Origin of the sequence: Flavobacterium sp., assembly GCF_044369455.1 — a bacterium.
In the GTDB taxonomy this organism is placed as follows: domain Bacteria; phylum Bacteroidota; class Bacteroidia; order Flavobacteriales; family Flavobacteriaceae; genus Flavobacterium.
On the sequence record NZ_JBIPLW010000001.1, the window covers coordinates 35,571 to 54,060 of the forward strand.

Genomic DNA, 18,490 nt, shown 5'->3' on the forward strand with positions numbered 1-18,490 from the left:
CTTAGTAGGCAGATAAAAATAGAACCGTTACGAGAGTTGCGGTTTTTTTTAGCCCAGATGGGAACGGCATCCTTTTTATCTCGTTCTTAAAACGAGATAAAAAGATATAGTGGACAGCTGGAACATGCTCCTAAAAAAAGTAATTAATAGTCAGTTTTTGGTGGTCAGAATACCTCGAACTTCCTCTAAGCTAAGTTTAAACTAGCTCGGCAGGACAACTCAAAACTGACAACCGACAACGGTCAACTAATACTCCAACAATTCCTCCATCTTCAATCTCACTTTATCCGCATTTGGAATCATCGTAAACTCCAATGTACTATTCAACGGAATCGCAGGCATATTCTCCGAACCAATTACCATTACTGGCGCATCGAGGTATTTGAAACATTTTTCTTGAATTAATCCCGCCAAACTTCGAGCAAACGAATTATTCGTTGGTTCTTCGGTGACTACCAAACATTTTTTGGCTTTTTTAACCGATTTAAAAATAGCCTCTTCGTCTAATGGATACAAGGTTCGCAAATCGATAATTTCCACTTGATTTTTCATCCCTGCAGACGCATTCAATGCCCAATGCACGCCCATTCCGTAGGTAATTACGGTAATCGTTTCATTGGTTTCTTGTTCCCAAATCTCTTGAACGATATTCGCTTTTCCAAAAGGCAAGATGTAATCTTCACTTGGTTCGTTTACTCTGGCAGCATCAGTGCCTTTTACTTTACTCCAATACAATCCTTTATGCTCCAAAATGACCACTGGATTCGGGTCGTAATACGCTGCTTTTAGTAATCCTTTTAAATCGGCTCCGTTGCTTGGATAAGCAATTTTTATTCCTCGAATATTCGTCAACACACTTTCCACCGAAGAGGAATGATAGGGTCCGCCACTTCCATAAGCACCAATCGGCACACGCAAAATCATACTCACCGGCCATTTTCCATTCGTTAAATAACACGAGCGGCTTACTTCGGTAAACAATTGATTCAGTGCTGGCCAAATGTAATCGGCAAACTGTACCTCGACAATTGGTTTTAAGCCAACAGCCGACATTCCTACCGTTGAACCCACAATAAACGCTTCTTGAATGGGTGTGTTAAAAACGCGTTCGTCTCCGAATTTTTGCGCTAAGGTTGCAGCTTCTCTGAAAACACCACCCAATCTTCCGCCTACGTCTTGACCGTATAACAAACATTCTGGGTGTTTATTCATTAATTCTTCGACAGCAAATAGTGCACAATCCACCATCACTACTTTATCTTCACGCTCCGGATTTCGTTCGCCTACCTCCTCTGTAATTGGTGTTGGTGCAAAATCGTGCGTAAATAAATCTTCGGGTTTTGGATCTTCGGCTAGTTGTGCTTTATCGAAATCAGCTTGCACTTCTGCGAAAGCGGAAGTCTCAATATTTTGAATTTCTTCATTGGTAAATCCAGCTTCCAACATTTGTTTTACCAAAACCGGAAACGGATCACGCGATTGCGCTTCTTCCAAATCATCACGATACCATTCCATTCGAACTCCCGATGTATGATGATTCAATAGCGGCACTTTAGCATGAATCAAAAACGGGCGACGTTCTTCACGAATGGTTTTCACTACTTTTTGTACCGCTAAATAACTTTCCGTAAAATTAGCTCCGTCGATAGAAATCGCTTCGATTCCGTGAAATCCTTTTGCGTATTCAAACGCATTTTGAGCTCGGGTTTCAGCTGCATTTGCCGAAATATCCCAACCGTTATCCTGAACTAAATATACTATTGGTAATTGTTTTAAAGCCGCCATTTGAAGTGCTTCGGCAACTTCACCTTCGGTCACCGAAGCATCTCCCAGCGAACAAACAACTAATGGTTTCTCTTGATTAACATCTTGAATTCCTATATTTTCTTTATACCAAAATCCCATTGCAGCTCCCGTTGCCGGAATGGCTTGCATGCCAGTGGCAGAAGATTGGTGCGGAATTTTAGGTTTGTCAACATCTTTCAAACTCGGGTGACAATAGTAGGTTCGACCCCCTGAAAATGGGTCGTCCTTTTTTGCCATCAATTGCAACATCAAATCATAAGGTTGCATCCCTATTCCCAATAGCATCGCATCATCACGATAGTATGGAAAAACGTAATCTTGTGGTAACAACTGCATTGCCATTGCAATCTGAATGGCTTCATGCCCGCGTGAAGTGGCATGAACGTATTTGGAAACTATTTTAAAATTATCTTCATACAAATTGGTCATCGCCTTGGCAGTGGCCATTGTTGAAAATGCTTTTTCGAGTATTTTTTTATCTAACATATTTATTATAGTAAACCCTGTCAGAGTTTAAAACTCTGACTGGGTTGAATATTCAATAATTTACTTTGCTTCAACAATCCAACCGAATTCATCTTTTATATCTTGAACTTTTATGGCATTCAAGGTATTGTTGACCATTACTGAAACTGGGTTTTCTGATGGAAATACAATAGCTAAATCATTGTTTCCTATTTCTTCAATCATGGCAATTCCAACAGCTGTTCCTGTTCCGAATGCTTCTTCTAAAGTTCCGTTTTGATACGCTTCAATTATTTCAGTAATAGAGATTGGTCTCTCGGTTACTTCAAACCCTTTGCTTCGTAATAAATCAATTACACTCATTCGAGTTATTCCAGATAAAATAGAACCCGTTAAACTTGGGGTAATGAACTTACCTCCTATTTTGAAAAAAATATTCATCGTCCCAACTTCCTGAATATAATCAAAATGTTGAGCATCTAACCACAACACTTGGTCGTATCCTGCTTTTTTTGCATATTCTGTAGGGCGAATTGCTCCAGCATAATTTCCGGCAGCTTTTGCTTCTCCTGTTCCACCATTTACGGCGCGAACGTATTTTTTCTCGGCATATAATTTAATTTTTTTATGAAAGAAAGGTCCAGCGGGTGAAGCCATAATAATAAACTTAAAACTAGTTGCCGCACGCATTCCGATAAATGGTTCATCGGCATACATAAACGGGCGCAAATACAAAGCGCTGCCTTCCTGTGTGGGAATCCATTCTTTTTCTAATGCCACGAATTGTTTTAACGCTTCAACAAATAAATCTTCCGGAAACAAAGGCATTCCCATTCGGTTTGCACTAAAATTCATTCGTTTGGCATTCTCATTAGGACGGAATAATAAGGGTGTTCCGTCTTTTCCCAAGGTGGCCTTCATTCCTTCAAAAATTGCCTGACCATAGTGCAATGCCATAGCTGCAGGATGTGTCGGGATTAAAGCTAATGGCTCAATTCTTGGATTTTGCCATTCGCCGTTTTGATAATCACAAACGAACATATGGTCTGAAAATCGGGTTCCCATTATGATGTTGTGAAAATCAACTTCACTCGCTTTTGATTGCGCTACTTTTGTTATTTTAATAGATGTTGACATAATATCTTGCATACTAAAAATAGTTTTGGTTTAAATATTCCCTTCGGGGGTTAAGGAGCTAAATTGTTCTAAATAATCGCCTACTTTTCGCAAAAAAGATCCTCCTAAAAATCCATCAACCACACGATGGTCAAAGGATAAAGAAAGAAACATCATACTGCGAATAGCAATTTCATCGCCTTTGGAAGTTGTAATTACTTCTGGACGTTTTTTAATAATTCCGAGTGCTAAAATCGCGACTTCGGGTTGGTTGATAATAGGCGTTCCCATTAAGCTTCCAAAGGTTCCTACATTGGAAATCGTAAATGTACTTCCTTGAATTTCTTCTAGTTTTAGTTTATTATTTCGGGAAGCTTCAGCTAAATAATTGACTTCTTTTGCTATGGCCCCCAACTCTTTTTCATTGGCATTTTTCACCACCGGAACAATTAAGTTCCCACTTGGTAAAGCGGTTGCCATTCCGATATTAATGTCTTTATGAACAATGATGTTTTTTTCATCTACTGAAACATTAATCATCGGAAAATCCTGAATGGCTTTGGCTACAGCCAGAATAAAAACTGGAGTAAAGGTTAATTTTTCGTTGTATTTCTGTTGAAATTTATCTTTGTTTTCGTCTCTCCAATTGACCAAATTCGTGACATCAACTTCAATGTAGGACGTCACGTGTGGCGACGTTTGTTTGGAGTATACCATGTGATCTGCAATCATTTTTCGCATTCTGTCCATTTCAACGATATGGTCTTTTCCTTCAACAAAATTGATTTTGGGTTTAGGATACGAAGAAGATTGCGAGTTTCGAGTTTCGGGTATCGGGTTGCTTTTCAAAGGATATTTACGGTTCTTTAAATAATTGAAAACATCTCTTTTCTGTAATCTTCCCTCAGCTCCTGAACCCGGAATGGATTGCAGTTCTTCTATGGAAAGATTTTCTTTTTGGGCAATTGAGATTATTAAAGGCGAAATGAAAGCATCCGAATTGTGAGTTGCGGGTTTCGGGTTGTGGGTTTCGGGTTTTGTATTTGAAATGACTTCTGCTTTCTTACTAATTTCTTGACTATTTTCTACTTTCGTTAAAATCTGCTGACTGCCATCTGAAACCTGACTTGAATCTATCAAGGCCAAAACAGTTCCAACCTCAACCACGTCATCTTTCTGAAAATGAATTTCGGTTATGATACCTGATACTGGTGACGGCACATCATTGTCTACTTTGTCGGTAGCGACTTCAATAATAGTTTCGTCTGCTTCTACGTAATCGCCTACTGATTTCAACCAGGAAATGATAGTTGCTTCGGTTATACTTTCGCCCATTTTGGGCATTTTAAACTCGATTATACTCATTTTTTTAGTGTTCAGTGTTCAGAATTGAGTGTTCAGTTAAGCATTATACTGCCAACTAATCACTGAATACTGATCACTCTTTCTTAAATTCTTCTAATGTTTTGTAAAACGCTTCTTGAGTTGGTCTGTCTTTTGGAATTTCTCGCAAAGGTTCAACAGCTTTTAATGTGTCGTAACACTCTTTTGGCAATTGTTGATATAATGCTGTTCCTTTGGTTTTCCAATCGATCATTTCATCGGAAACGTCTTTTATGATTGTTGCCGGATTTCCAACTACCATTTTTCGGTTTGGAATTTCCGTTCCGGCTTTTATGAAACTTAATGCTCCTATGATGCATTCATCACCCACATTCACGTCATCCATAATTACGGCGTTCATTCCTACAAGGCAATTCGCACCAATATTGGCTCCGTGAATAATCGAACCATGACCAATATGCGCTCCGGCTTTCAGCACCATTGACTTTCCTGGAAACATGTGAATGGTGCAATTTTCCTGAACATTACAACCATCTTCAATAATGATTTCGCCCCAATCGCCTCGAATGGCGGCACCTGGACCAACGTAAACATTTTTTCCAATAATCACGTTACCCGTTACCGCGGCTTGCGGATGGATGAAACTACTTTCATGGATGACTGGGATGAACCCTTTGAATTCGTATATCATTTTTCCTTTTTAGAATATAGATGAAAGAATATAGAGAATAGACTTTTTATTTTGTCTCTATTCTATTCTCTTTTTTCTATTCTCTTTTTATTTAAATTTCTTCAACGTTTCTTTTGTAAAATCAGACAATACTAATCTTCCACTTATTGCGGCTCTTTCGGCTAATAAATTGTCCCAATCTTCAGTGCCTCGCCAAAATATTTTTTTCATTTCGAGCATGGCTTCGGGATTGTAGGTGCATAAATGTTCAGCAAATTTTTGAACGGCTTCGTCCATTTCTTCTATACTTTCGAATACACTTGCATACAAACCTTTTTCTCTTGCCCAAGTTGCTTCATAAAACGTATTGGCGTCTATGGCAATTTGTGACATCGCGGAAACCCCCATTTTTCTTTCGATAGCTGGTGACACTACAAATGGTCCGATTCCGACGTTTAATTCGGATAATTTTATAGCGGCAAATTGTGTTGCCATGCAATAATCGGTTGCAGCTGCTATTCCTACTCCACCACCAACGGTTTTCCCCTGAATACGTCCGATGATAAACTTTGGACATTTTCGCATGGCATTGATTACGTTGGCAAAGCCAGAGAAAAATATTTTTCCGGTTGCGGCGTCGTTGATGGAAATTAGTTCTTGAAAACTAGCCCCAGCACAAAAGGTTTTGTCACCACCGCTTTTGAGAATAATGACTTTTACTACATCATTATTACCAACACTGTTAATTGTTTCTACCAATTGTGCTAAAATATGGCTAGGCAAAGAATTCTTTTCTGGATGAAAAAACTCGATGGTGGCGATGTTGTTTAGTATTTCTTGATTTACGTATGCGTTCATTTTTGTTTAAAGTTTAAAGTTTTTAAACCATTAAGAAATTAAGTTTCATTAAGTTTTTTTGCCACGGATTGCACAGATTTAACTGATTTAGGCTGATTTTCCATTTATTCTAAAATTCTAGCCCTGATAGTAGTGGAAATCCTTTTCTTTTTTCTTAAAAAAAAGAAAAGATTGCAACGAATAGCAGGATTAGCTCCAAATTATTATTCTACAAAATATTAAATTGTTCAAAGTGATGATTTAAATGTTTTCGTTCTAATAAATACGATTCATATTTGTTTAATTCTCCGAAAACCAAATTCTTTAAAATGGCTTCTGGATTTTCTTTGAAAAAGGTTTTATAAGCTTCTCTTGCTTCAAAAAACTTCGCTTTTGCTGTTGCAAAATCGGGATGAAGCAAATCTTCCAATTCGCCTTTTTTCATGGTTGGAAAAGCACTCCCTTTTGGAAATTTATCGTAATTATACAATGAATTATGCACTTTTTCCAAAATCTTTTCGGGGGTTGCGATTTCAAAATCCTGAATTTCACCCGACATAATTTTATAACCTTGCTCCAAATGTTCTAACAAATGCTGTGGTGTCAAAATTCCCCAACTTGGTTTGGTGTTTTCGGTTAGTTTATTGATACATTCTGCTATCCTATCATCGGTCATTTCTAAGAAAACTTCTTGTTTTTTCTGAACCATGGTTAGAATTGTGGCTACGGCTACCAATTCGTTTTCGGTGTCAAAAACTTCTACAAACCATTTTACAATACCGCTAGGATGTTCGGCTGATGCGACATCTCTATCGATTTTTTGTTTGCACGTTAAACGCACATAAACCGTATCGTTGTGGTAAATTGGACGTAAAAATCGACATTCTTCTAGTCCGTAATTGGCTGCCACCGGACCTTTATTTGGATAGACGAACAAACCTGCTGCAGCTGCTAAAATGAAGTAACCGTGAGCCGTTCGTTTTTTGAAAATACTTCCCTCAAGCGAAGTAATATCGGTATGTGCATAGAAATGATCCCAAGTTACATTGGCAAAATTGATGATATCAGTATCCGTAACGGTTCTATTGTGTGTGCGCAGTGACATGCCTGGTTGGATGTCTTCCCAGTGGTACTGAAACGGATGCAGTGTCGTTTCTTTGTATTTGGAATTCGGCTGATAAATGCCTGTGATTTCTGTTAGTGTGGTTGGCGAACCTTGAATAGCGCATCGCTGCATATAATGTTTGATTCCGCGAACGCCACCCATTTCTTCGCCTCCACCCGCACGACCTGGACCACCGTGAACCAATAAGGGTAGAGGTGAACCGTGACCGGTGCTTTGCTTGGCGTTTTCTCTGTTCAAAACCAAAATTCTTCCATGGTGTGAAGCGGCATTAATGACATAGTCTTTTGCAATTTCGTCTGAATTAGTTACAATAGAAGACACTAACGAGCCTTTCCCCATTTGTGCCAACTCGATAGCTTCGTCTAAATTTTTGTAGGGCATAATTGTAGAAACTGGTCCAAAAGCTTCCGTTTCGTGAACGGCAAGATTGGCAAACGGATTGTCTTCGCGAAGTAAAATCGGACTCACAAATGCCCCTTTATCATCGGCACCAATCAATGTAATTTTTTCAAAATCACCATATACTATTTTGGCCGATTTTGATAATTCTTGAACGCGTCCTTTTAGTACATTCACTTGGTCTTTACTTACCAAAGCGCCCATACGTACTTCTTTCAATCTTGGGTCTCCAATCGAAACTTTATCCAATGATTTTCCCAATGCCATTTGAACGTCATCCATCAGGTTTTCCGGAACAATCATTCTACGTATAGCTGTACATTTTTGACCCGCTTTCACCGTAATTTCGCTACGAGCTTGATTGATGAATAAATCGAATTCTGGTGTGCCTGGAACTGCGTCTTCGCCCAATATAGAAGCATTCAAACTATCCGCTTCCATTGTAAACGGAACCGATTCCTGAATAATTCTTGGATGTGATTTCAACAATCTTCCTGTGGCTGCCGATCCTGTAAACGTAATCACATCCTGACTTTCGACCGTATCAAAAATGTTTTTGGCCGTACCACAAATCAATTGTAAAGCACCTTCTGGCAAAATATTGGAGTCGATAATTTCTCTTACTACCGCTTCTGTTAGATAGGCAGTTACGGGGGCTGGCAACACAACAGCCGGCATTCCCGCCATCCAGTTGACAGCACATTTTTCTAGCATTCCCCAAATTGGAAAATTAAAAGCGTTGATATGAATTGCCACTCCTTTTTTCGGGACTAAAATATGATGCGCCATAAATCGACCGCCTTTCGACAAATCAATCGGGTCTCCTTCTACGTGATACGGTTGGTTTGGAAATAATTTTCGCAGCGACGCATTGGCAAATAAATTGCCAAAACCTCCTTCAATGTCAATCCACGAATCGACACGCGTAGCGCCAGTTCGGTAACTAATTTCATAGAATTGTTCTTTGCGTTTGGTTAAATACATCGCCAAACTTTTAATCCTATTCCCACGTTCTTGAAAGGTCATTTTGCGAAGTTGTTCACCGCCTTTAGTTCTTCCGTAGTGCAAAATAGCTGGAATATCCAATCCTTCGACTGACGTTTCTGCAATGAATTCGCCTGTCACTGCATCAAAAGAAGGTTTTCCTTCTCCAGTTGCTGATGTCCATTTTCCTTGTACGTAATGTTGTGTTTTGTTCATACTCTATATTTTTTTGCTACAAATTCGAAGATTTTTTTTACCACGAATTGCACAAATTTTCACAAATTATTTTCCATTGGCTAAAGCCAACGGCTATTCAACTACGCGTTCTATTATTGCTGCATATCCTTGTCCAACACCGATGCACATTGTGATTAATGCATATCTTTTTCCTGTTAGTTGCAATTCTAATGCTGCTGAATAGGCAATTCTTGCACCTGTTACACCCAATGGATGACCGATTGCTATTGCGCCACCATTTGGATTTAATCTTGGGTCATTATCTGCAATTCCCCATGCACGAATACAAGCCAAAGCTTGTGCGGCAAATGCTTCGTTTAATTCAATAAAATCGATTTGGTCTAAAGATAAACCGGCTTTTTCAAGCGCTTTATTTGTGGCTTCTACTGGACCTATTCCCATAATTCTGGGTTCTACCCCTACAACGGATGAACTTACGATTCGTGCTAATGGCTTTAAATTATATTTTTTTACCGCTTCTTCCGATGCAATTATTGTAGCGGCAGCGCCATCATTTAATCCTGATGCATTTCCTGCGGTTACGCTTCCGTCTTTTTTGAAAGCCGGGCGTAATTTGGACAATCCTTCCGATGTTGTATTTGGTTTGATGAATTCGTCTTTATAAAATTGAATTGGGTCGCCTTTTCGTTGCGGAATTTCCACAGCCACTATTTCTTTGGATAATCTTCCTGAAGTTTGTGCTGCAGTTGCTTTCATTTGACTATTCAAAGCAAAAGCATCTTGATCTTCGCGTGAGATATTGTATTTTTCTGCTAAGTTTTCTGCGGTATCTCCCATGGCATCGGTTCCATACATGATATGCATTTCAGGATTGATAAAACGCCAACCGAAACTACTATCATACATTTTACTATCCGTACCGAAAGCAACAGATGGTTTGGAAACCACTAAGGGTCCACGGGTCATGTTTTCGATTCCTCCTGCAATAAATACATGTCCGTCTCCCGCTTTGATGGCGCGATTCGCGTGAATTATTGCTGACAAACCCGAACTGCATAAACGGTTTACGGTTTCACCAGGAACGGTGTATGGCAAACCAGCTAGCAGCAATGACATTCTGGCTACGTTACGGTTATCTTCACCAGCCTGATTGGCACAACCCATGATGACATCATCGTAGGCCTCTTTGGGAATGTTTGGGTTTTTTTCAACTATGGTTTTGATTACTAAAGCGCCTAAATCATCGGGACGAACCGTTGATAAAGTGCCTTGGTAACTTCCGATAGGAGTACGGACTCCGTCTATAATGTATGCTTCCATTTCTATTATTGATGATGGCTAATTTACAATTGATTATTCTTTCTTATTACTGATTTATCAATTGTTTATTATCAATTGTTTATTATTCTTCCCATTCTTTATCGCTTCTGAAAACAGTACCTTTGAATAAAGCAACCACTGTATTTTCTTTTTTTATTTCGATTGTGTAAAATCCAAATTTATTTTTTAATGCTTCTTGTTTGGCTACTGCCAGTATTTTATCACCTTCTTTCAAGGTTTCAAAATGATTAATGGATGTGTCTATGCTTACTGATTGTCGGCCGTGCGAATTAGAAGCAAAAGCCAAAGCGCTATCGGCAAGCGAATAGGTAATTCCACCGTGTGCGATGGCAAAACCGTTGAGCATTTCTTTTCGAATGGTCATAGAGAGTGTACATGTTCCTTCTTCTATTGACTCTATGGTGATGCCAAGCCATTGGCTGAAGGAGTCGTTTTGGAACATTTTATTTACAATTTCCTTGGGTATCATAGGTCGAAAAAAGTTTTGTTTTCTTTTGCCATTCTTCTTAATAGAACGCTACACCGGTAACGGTCTTCGTGGTATTCGCTATATAAACTATCTAATTTTTCTACGCACCATTGTATTCCTAATTCGTCTGCCCAAGACAATAATCCTTTGGGATAATTTACTCCTTTGGTCATGGCATTATCGATGTCTTTTGCAGAAGCTATATTAAAAAACAAAGCATCAGCAGCTTCGTTGATTAACATAACAATTACACGATTGAATATGGTTTGTGCCAAGGATAAATCTTCTGTTGGCCTCTCGACGGCGCCCGAGGTGTCAGCTTGTTGATTGTAATCATAATACCCTTTGCCCGATTTTTTACCAAAGAAACCCGCTTCTGTCAAACGCTTTTGTGTGAATGACGGTTTAAATCTCGTATCGAAATAAAATGCAGTAAACACGCTTTCGGTCACCGCATAATTGACATCGTTTCCTATAAAATCCATAAGTTCGAACGGTCCCATTCGGAACCCTCCAATGGTTTTTAAACTCCAGTCAATCGTAGCAAAATCGGCTACGCCTTCTTCATATATTCGTAAGCTTTCGCTGTAATATGGTCGAGCCACACGATTCACAATAAATCCGGGTGTGTCTTTTACAACTGCAGCAATTTTTTTCCAATTGGTTATGGTTTGTATGGTCGTTTTCAGAGTGGCTTCGCTCGTTTGCACGGCTGGAATAATTTCCACTAATTGCATTAAGGGTGCGGGATTAAAAAAATGAATTCCGATGACACGCTCTGGTTTTTTACAAGATGCTGCTATGGAAGCGATTGATAACGATGACGTATTGGTTGCTAAAGTGGTTTCGGGAGAAACATAATTCTCGAGTTCCGAAAACAAATTTCTCTTAATATCCAGATTTTCAACTATGGCTTCGATTACTATATCGGAGTGAGATAATTCTCCTAATGTGTGTGCATAGGAAATGTTATTTTCGATTCTGGATTTTTCGTGCTCGTCTATTTTAGTTTTTTCTACTAATTTAGACAGCGTATTTTCGAGATTGGATTTGCTTTTGGCAAGCGCATCGAGATTGGTGTCGTAAATTTTTACTTCACAACCTGCTGATGCGGCTACTTGTGCGATGCCACTTCCCATTGTTCCTGAACCGATTATTGCGATTTTCATTAACGATTGCTGATTAACGATTGCTTCGCCAGTTCGAGCAAAGCTCTCGGGTGCTGATTTTTGATTTTTTTCGTCCATTTTAAAATACACATCTATTTTTTTGAAGAAGCCGTTTTTACACTTGCAACAAAATTGAAATTAGCTCATCATTTTCTTTTAACAACATATTTAATGAATCAATATCGGTAACCAATTCAGCTCCTTTTTGAATTTTCATATTGATAAAACTTTATCTCAATTCCTTTAAACAAATTTTCATTTTGTGAAGAAAATCATTTGTTGATTCTCCACTTCTAGCTTCTCCATAATTTAAAGCAGAAGAAGTTGCAGAACGAATTAGTTGTTTTGCTATATGTTCAGAAGCAAAAGATTTATCAATTTTCTTACACATTATAATTACATCAACTGCAAACTGAATTAATCTATCTTCTAAATTTATTGGTTTCATATACTTACTTTTAATTGAAAAATCCTTCGCCAGTTTGAGCATAGCTCTCGGGTCAACAGTCAAAATTCGTTAATCGTTAATCAATTCCCTTTGAACTCTGGTGTCCTTTTTTCTACGAATGCTGTTACACCTTCATTATAATCAAATGATGAACTTGCTTCTATTTGTAAATCGCTTTCTAAAGCCAATTGTTGTTCCAAATTATTATTCATCGATTGATTTAATAATCTTTTGGTTAAACCTATAGCTTTTGTTGGCATTTTGGCCAAAGTTATTGCTAAAGTCAGTACTTCTTCTTGGAAAAATGATGCTGGAAAAATTTTATAAATCAGTCCCATTTGAAGTGCTTCCTCTGCAGCGACTTTATCCCCCAACATCATCAAAGCAGATGCTTTTTGAAAACCAATTATTCTTGGTAAAAAGAACGTTCCAGCACTGTCGGGAATCAATCCAATTTTGCTAAAAGCTTGAATAAAACTGGCATGCTCTGTAGCTACTACTATATCACATGCTAAGGCAATATTTGCACCAGCACCGGCAGCAACTCCGTTAACTGCTGCTACTATTGGCTTTTCAATAGTTCTTATTTTTTTAATTATGGGATTATAATGTTCTTCCAGAATTTTTCGGAAGCCAGGGTTTAACTCGGGTGTGGTGACTTCCTTCAAGTCCTGTCCGGCACAAAATGCTTTGCCGTTACCGGTGATTATTATTGCGCGAACATTGGTATCATTTTTACAATTATCTAACGCCGTTTGCAATGACAAAGCCATTTCTCGATTGAAACTGTTAAAAACTTCGGGACGATTTAGATAAATCCACGCCACGCTGTTTTCAATTTTTAACTCAATTGATTTGTTGCTCATATCTTATTTATTTTTTTTAACCATTAAATTAAGGTTCTATTTCTCGCAAAGTCAAAGAGTCGCAAAGACTATCATAAATTGCAATTTTTCATTTCTTTATAATTTTTTAAATTGAAAAGATTCCCGTTTTCGCTGTAATTTATTTTAAACATTTGAAATAGTCAAATGGCTCCAAACAATCTTCACATTGAAACAATGCTTTGCAGGCTGTTGACCCAAACTGACTTACTAATTTTGTATTCAATGATCCGCATTGTGGACACTTTACTACTTTTTTATTTCCCAATAATGCTGCTGCATCTGCCTCTGCTGACAGTGGGGAAGCAATTCCGTAATGTTCTAGCGCTGCTCTTCCTTTGGGTGTAATCCAATCGGTGGTCCAAGCCGGTGAAAGGATTAAATCTACTTTGGCTTCGTATCCTTTTTGTTTGAATGCTGATTTTATATCGTCACCAATTACATCCATCGCGGGGCAACCGCTGTAGGTTGGCGTAATTTCGATCTCAACTATACCGTTTACTATTTTTGCCGAACGCACCACACCCATTTCCATAATTGACAAGACTGGAATTTCAGGATCGGATACTGTTTCTAGTATTTCGAAGAGTTTTTGGTCGATATGTTCTGTTGTTTCTGTCATTTGTTTAAGCGCAAAGCGCAAGATTTTTACGCTAAGTTCGCAATAATAATATTTTTTTTCGCTAAGACGCTAAGGCGCAAAGCTATTTATTTCTACCAATTCATATTTGGATAGGTACGTTGCATGTATTGCATTTCTGTTAAAATATAACCCATATGTTCGCTATGAATTCCTTGTTTTCCTCCTTTTTGAAAGTATTCTATTGTTGGCATTTGAAGCGTTGCTTCTTCTAAAATTTTGTTTACTTTATTGAAATAATTTGCTTTTAAGCGTGTTACATCAACTCCAATTCCATCGGCTACTATTGCTTTATCTGCTTCGGTTTGATGGAATAACTCATCGGTAAAAATCCATAAATCATTGATAGCGGTTTGAATTCTTTTATGACTTTCTTCGGTTCCGTCGCCTAATCTTCTAATCCAATCGGAAGAAAATCTGGTGTGATACAAAACTTCTTTGATGCTTTTTTTAGCTATGGCAGACAATGTTTCGTCTTTACTATTTTGTAATTCTTCTAATAGCGCCAAGTGAAAAATATCAAACAAAAATTGTCTTGTGATGGAATAAGCAAAATCGGTATTAGGTTGTTCCACTAATAAAACATTTTTGTATTCTCTTTCCAAACGCAAAAAAGCGATGGTATCTTCGTTTGCATCTCCGTCTAGTAATTTGGCTGCATATTGATAATAACTTCGCACCTGACCAAGTAAGTCGAGAGAAATATTGGTCATTGCAATATCGGTTTCTAAGCTTGGTCCGTGACCGCAAAGTTCGCCGAGACGTTGTCCTAGAATAAGAGAATTATCTGCAATTCCGTATATGTATTGAATTAAATTGTTGTTCATTTTTTGTTTTTTAAACCATTAAAATTAAGAAAAATTAAGTTTAAACCACATAAGACAGTTAATGTCATTTAAGTAAAACTCATTTCAAATTCTACATGTGTTTTAATTCATCCGGCAGTTCATAGAACGTGGGATGGCGGTAGGCTTTGTCCTTTGCAGGTTCGAAAAGTTCAGCGCTGTCGTCTGGATTTGATGCTGTAATTTGCGCCGATGGAACTACCCAAATACTTACGCCTTCCATTCTACGAGTGTATACATCGCGGGCATTTTCCAGAGCCATAGTGGCATCACTAGCATGTAGTGAACCGCAGTGACGGTGTTCTAATCCGTTTTTACTTCTAATAAATACTTCCCAAAGTGGCCAATTTTTCATACTCTTATAGTTTTTAGTTGCAGTCGCAGTTGGCAGTCTGAAAACTGAAAACTGTGAACTAATTTATATTGCTTCCTTTACTTCCTTATTCGTTTGTTTTTCGGCGAAAGCCATCGCGGCATCACGCACCCATTTTCCTTTATCCCAAGCATTTTTGCGTGCTGAGATTCGTTCTTTATTGCACGGACCATGTCCATTTACTACTTGCCAAAACTCATCCCAATCTAAATCACCAAATTCGTAATGTTTGGTTTCATTGTTATATTTCAAGGTTGGATCTGGAATGGTTAAGCCAATCATGTCGGCTTGAGGTACGGTTTGATCTACAAATTGTTGACGGAGTTCGTCATTGGTTTTGCGCTTTAATTTCCATTTCATGGATTGTTCGGTGTGAACGGAAGCAGCATCTGTGGGGCCCAACATCATTAAGGAAGGAAACCACCAACGATTCAATGCGTCTTGTGCCATTGCTTTTTGTTCTGGAGTTCCTTCGGCCAGTGTCATCATAATTTGAAACCCTTGACGTTGATGAAAACTTTCTTCTTTGCATACACGCACCATGGCACGGGCATAAGGTCCGAAAGAGGTTGCACACAAAGGCACTTGATTGATAATTGCGGCACCATCTACCAACCAACCAATCGCGCCCATATCGGCCCAAGTTAATGTTGGATAATTGAATATGCTAGAATATTTAGCTTTACCCGAATGTAGTTGCTCATACAATTCCTCGCGTGAAATGCCTAAGGTTTCGCAAGCGCTGTATAAGTACAAACCGTGACCTGCTTCATCTTGGATTTTGGCTAATAATGCTACTTTTCTTTTTAACGTAGGAGCGCGTGTTATCCAGTTTCCTTCGGGCAGCATGCCTACAATTTCGGAATGTGCGTGTTGCGATATTTGACGAATGTGAGTTTGACGATATTTTTCGGGCATCCAATCTTTGGGCTCAATTTTTTCGTCGCGCGCGATGCGGGCATCGAATTGTTCTTCTAAACTTTGTATTTTCTTCTCTGACATACTCTTCTATTTAGTGTTGCGTTATATTGTATTTTTATTTTTTTTAGCCCCGACCTGCCTACAGGCAGGCAGGTAGTAGCGGCATCCTTTTGACTCGTTCTCAAAACGAAACAAAAGATATAGCGGATAGCGGGATTAGCTACTGATATTCATCAGCAAAAATCCTTATTAAGCACCAAAATCGACTACAATCTTTTTTGACGTGGGTACGGCTTGGCAGCTTAGCGTGTAATTTTTTGCCACTTCGCTGGCATCGAGTGCATAATTCACTTTCATTTCGGCGGTACCTTCTAGGATTTTACATCGGCAGGTGCCACAAACGCCACCTTTGCAGGCGAATGGTAAATCGGCTCCCGCGGCTATGGCGCTGTCGAGAATATTGTCGAAAGCTTCATCCATAACGAAGTGGAATTCCTTTCCGCCGTCGATGAGGGTAACTTCTGTGCCTTCGACTTTTTTCTCTACTATTTTGCTTATTCTTTGTTTGTCTTCTTCTGATATTCCGGTGTTGAACAGCTCGAAATGTATTTTTGCTGCTGGCAATCCGGCGGCTGTTAATTCGTCACGCAACAAGAATATCATTTCTTCCGGTCCGCAGATGAAACAGTCGTCTGTAGATGGAATATCGATAATTTTATCGGTTAAGATTTGGAGTTTTTCTTTGGTAAATCTTCCGTTCAAAAGGGCAATGCTTCGGTGTTCTTTACTTAAAAAATGAAAGATTTCAAAACGTCCGAAATATTTATTTTTGAGTTGCTCAATTTCCTCTTTAAAGATAATTGATTTTACGGTTCGGTTGAGATAAAACAGTTTAAAAGTGCTTTTGGGTTCGGTGGCCAAATGTGTTTTGATGATAGAAAGTATTGGCGTTATTCCGCTCCCAGCGGCAAAAGCGATATAGTTTTTGGCTTGTACGGGATTGAGAGCTGTGTGGAAAGTTCCGTGTGGTGGAATTACATCGAGTGAATCGCCTTTTTTTAATGTGTCATTTACGAAAGTAGAAAAAACACCTTCGTTGATTTTTTTTACAGCAACCTGCCATTTTTTTTCCATAGGGCTAGAGCATAACGAATAGGATCGTCTTTCTTCTTTGCCATCTATATTTGCTCTTACCGTTACATGTTGTCCTTGAATGAATTGGAATTCTTGCTGCAAATCGGTAGGAATATCGAAGGTAATCACCGAACAATCTTTGGTTGTTTTATAAATATCTGCGACTTTAATACTGTGGAATTTTGCCATAAATCTGATTTACGATAAAACTAACAATTGTTAGTTTACTATGCAAAATTAAGGAATATTTATTTAAAAGTCACTACAACGTTTGAAAATTTTATACTTGTTGATTATCAAAGAATTAATCCATTACAATTCCGTTTAACAAAACCTGAATCATATTGGATTTCAGGACAGTTGGGTCGGGGCTTTTTTTCTTACCGTACCAAAGATATAGTGCTCGTAGTGTGGAAAGAGTGGAGAAAATAATCACTTCCAAATTTAGATTTTTGATTTCACCATCGGCGATTCCTTTTTGGATGATAGTTCGGAAGTTCTCTTCATAGTCTTCGCGCATTTTGATAAAATAAGTCAATTCGGCATCGGCCAAATGCATCCAATCGTTGTTCAAACACGCCAATGCATTGGCATCGCGCAAGGTAATATCGATATGTAATTGAATGATTTTTTCTATTTTTTTAATGGTGGTTTCGCTAGAATTGACGACTTGGTTCATGGTTTTTGTAAATTCTTCGGCAATTTCGATAATGATTAAAACCAAGATTTCCTGTTTGGATTTGATGTGATTGTACAAACTAGCCGCCTTTATATCCATGGCTTGAGCAATATCGCGCATGGTTACGGCGCTGTAACCTTTCTCTTTGAAAAGCTTTGCTGCCACGTTTATGATTTCGGTTTTTCGGTCGATAGGTTTCATTAATTCAAATATATAGAATATTTTTAGTTGGGTAACTTATGTTACATAAATGTGTTTTAGAATGTTTTAGTTTTGCAATGAAAACGTTTTATAACGAACACAGAATAGAGAAATTTAAATAATTTAAAAACTATGGGAATATTGAGCATGTTAGGTTTGGTCAGTAAATCAAAAAACATAAAAGAATTTACAAACAAAGGAGCTGTGATTATTGATGTTAGATCTCGTGGAGAATTTCAAGGTGGTCATATCAAAGGGTCAAAAAATATACCTTTGGATACCATTGCTGCAAAAATTTCTGAAATAAAAAAACTAGAAAAACCAGTAATTGTTTGCTGTCGCTCAGGTATGAGAAGTGCACAGGCCGCTTCTATTCTTAAAGAGAATGGCATCGAAGTGATAAATGGTGGTGGTTGGCAGAGTTTAGAAAGTAAGCTATAG

Annotated in this window: 18 protein-coding genes; 1 reads left to right on the forward strand and 17 read right to left on the reverse strand. The window is 38.3% G+C overall.

Annotated features, from left to right (window positions below; all coding sequences use genetic code 11):
- Window positions 1-246: 246 nt before the first annotated feature.
- The 17 genes from ACIQ2L_RS00140 to ACIQ2L_RS00220 all read right to left on the reverse strand — a co-directional run bounded on the left by ACIQ2L_RS00140 (window position 247) and on the right by ACIQ2L_RS00220 (window position 18,049).
- Window positions 247-2,292: a thiamine pyrophosphate-dependent enzyme gene (locus ACIQ2L_RS00140; RefSeq protein WP_396155257.1), complete on the reverse strand. Its 2,046-nt coding sequence runs from the start codon at window positions 2,290-2,292 to the stop codon at window positions 247-249.
- Window positions 2,293-2,352: 60 nt separating this feature from the next.
- Complete coding sequence (locus tag ACIQ2L_RS00145) at window positions 2,353-3,420, reverse strand: branched-chain amino acid aminotransferase (protein WP_396155259.1); 1,068 nt, start codon at window positions 3,418-3,420, stop codon at window positions 2,353-2,355.
- Window positions 3,421-3,438: 18 nt separating this feature from the next.
- Complete coding sequence (locus ACIQ2L_RS00150; RefSeq protein WP_396155260.1) at window positions 3,439-4,752, reverse strand: dihydrolipoamide acetyltransferase family protein; 1,314 nt, start codon at window positions 4,750-4,752, stop codon at window positions 3,439-3,441.
- 73 nt (window positions 4,753-4,825) lie between these two features.
- Window positions 4,826-5,422 (reverse strand): transferase hexapeptide repeat family protein, encoded by a 597-nt coding sequence (locus ACIQ2L_RS00155; RefSeq protein ID WP_396155261.1) that lies wholly within the window; start codon window positions 5,420-5,422, stop codon window positions 4,826-4,828.
- Window positions 5,423-5,509: 87 nt separating this feature from the next.
- Window positions 5,510-6,259 (reverse strand): enoyl-CoA hydratase/isomerase family protein, encoded by a 750-nt coding sequence (locus tag ACIQ2L_RS00160; protein ID WP_396155262.1) that lies wholly within the window; start codon window positions 6,257-6,259, stop codon window positions 5,510-5,512.
- Window positions 6,260-6,467: 208 nt separating this feature from the next.
- Window positions 6,468-8,963, reverse strand: a complete 2,496-nt coding sequence (gene paaZ / locus ACIQ2L_RS00165; protein WP_396155264.1) for a phenylacetic acid degradation bifunctional protein PaaZ — start codon at window positions 8,961-8,963, stop codon at window positions 6,468-6,470.
- A gap of 93 nt (window positions 8,964-9,056) precedes the next feature.
- Window positions 9,057-10,265, reverse strand: coding sequence for a 3-oxoadipyl-CoA thiolase (pcaF, locus tag ACIQ2L_RS00170; RefSeq protein ID WP_396155265.1), 1,209 nt, complete (start codon window positions 10,263-10,265; stop codon window positions 9,057-9,059).
- An 82-nt stretch (window positions 10,266-10,347) separates the two neighbouring features.
- Window positions 10,348-10,755: a hotdog fold thioesterase gene (locus ACIQ2L_RS00175; RefSeq protein ID WP_396155267.1), complete on the reverse strand. Its 408-nt coding sequence runs from the start codon at window positions 10,753-10,755 to the stop codon at window positions 10,348-10,350.
- Window positions 10,752-11,924: a 3-hydroxyacyl-CoA dehydrogenase NAD-binding domain-containing protein gene (locus ACIQ2L_RS00180; RefSeq protein ID WP_396155958.1), complete on the reverse strand. Its 1,173-nt coding sequence runs from the start codon at window positions 11,922-11,924 to the stop codon at window positions 10,752-10,754. The genes ACIQ2L_RS00175 and ACIQ2L_RS00180 overlap by 4 nt, the downstream gene beginning before the upstream one ends.
- A gap of 229 nt (window positions 11,925-12,153) precedes the next feature.
- Window positions 12,154-12,372, reverse strand: a complete 219-nt coding sequence (locus tag ACIQ2L_RS00185; protein WP_396155269.1) for a four helix bundle protein — start codon at window positions 12,370-12,372, stop codon at window positions 12,154-12,156.
- An 80-nt stretch (window positions 12,373-12,452) separates the two neighbouring features.
- Complete coding sequence (locus ACIQ2L_RS00190) at window positions 12,453-13,238, reverse strand: enoyl-CoA hydratase-related protein (protein ID WP_396155271.1); 786 nt, start codon at window positions 13,236-13,238, stop codon at window positions 12,453-12,455.
- A gap of 139 nt (window positions 13,239-13,377) precedes the next feature.
- A complete protein-coding gene (paaD, locus tag ACIQ2L_RS00195) occupies window positions 13,378-13,878 on the reverse strand; it encodes a 1,2-phenylacetyl-CoA epoxidase subunit PaaD (RefSeq protein ID WP_396155273.1) in 501 nt (166 codons plus the stop codon).
- 92 nt (window positions 13,879-13,970) lie between these two features.
- Window positions 13,971-14,723, reverse strand: coding sequence for a 1,2-phenylacetyl-CoA epoxidase subunit PaaC (gene paaC, locus ACIQ2L_RS00200; RefSeq protein ID WP_396155275.1), 753 nt, complete (start codon window positions 14,721-14,723; stop codon window positions 13,971-13,973).
- A gap of 91 nt (window positions 14,724-14,814) precedes the next feature.
- The gene (gene paaB, locus ACIQ2L_RS00205) at window positions 14,815-15,096 is read right to left on the reverse strand and encodes a 1,2-phenylacetyl-CoA epoxidase subunit PaaB (protein ID WP_298120377.1); all 282 of its coding nucleotides are present in this window, start codon (window positions 15,094-15,096) and stop codon (window positions 14,815-14,817) included.
- A 63-nt stretch (window positions 15,097-15,159) separates the two neighbouring features.
- On the reverse strand, window positions 15,160-16,116 hold the full coding sequence (paaA, locus tag ACIQ2L_RS00210; RefSeq protein WP_396155277.1) for a 1,2-phenylacetyl-CoA epoxidase subunit PaaA: 957 nt from the start codon (window positions 16,114-16,116) through the stop codon (window positions 15,160-15,162).
- A gap of 168 nt (window positions 16,117-16,284) precedes the next feature.
- A complete protein-coding gene (gene paaE / locus ACIQ2L_RS00215; protein WP_396155278.1) occupies window positions 16,285-17,358 on the reverse strand; it encodes a 1,2-phenylacetyl-CoA epoxidase subunit PaaE in 1,074 nt (357 codons plus the stop codon).
- Window positions 17,359-17,473: 115 nt separating this feature from the next.
- Window positions 17,474-18,049, reverse strand: a complete 576-nt coding sequence (locus ACIQ2L_RS00220; RefSeq protein ID WP_396155280.1) for a TetR/AcrR family transcriptional regulator — start codon at window positions 18,047-18,049, stop codon at window positions 17,474-17,476.
- Window positions 18,050-18,181: 132 nt separating this feature from the next.
- Here ACIQ2L_RS00220 and ACIQ2L_RS00225 point away from each other — a divergent pair, with 132 nt between their 5' ends.
- Entirely contained in the window at window positions 18,182-18,490 is a 309-nt protein-coding gene (locus ACIQ2L_RS00225) for a rhodanese-like domain-containing protein (RefSeq protein WP_396155282.1), read from the forward strand.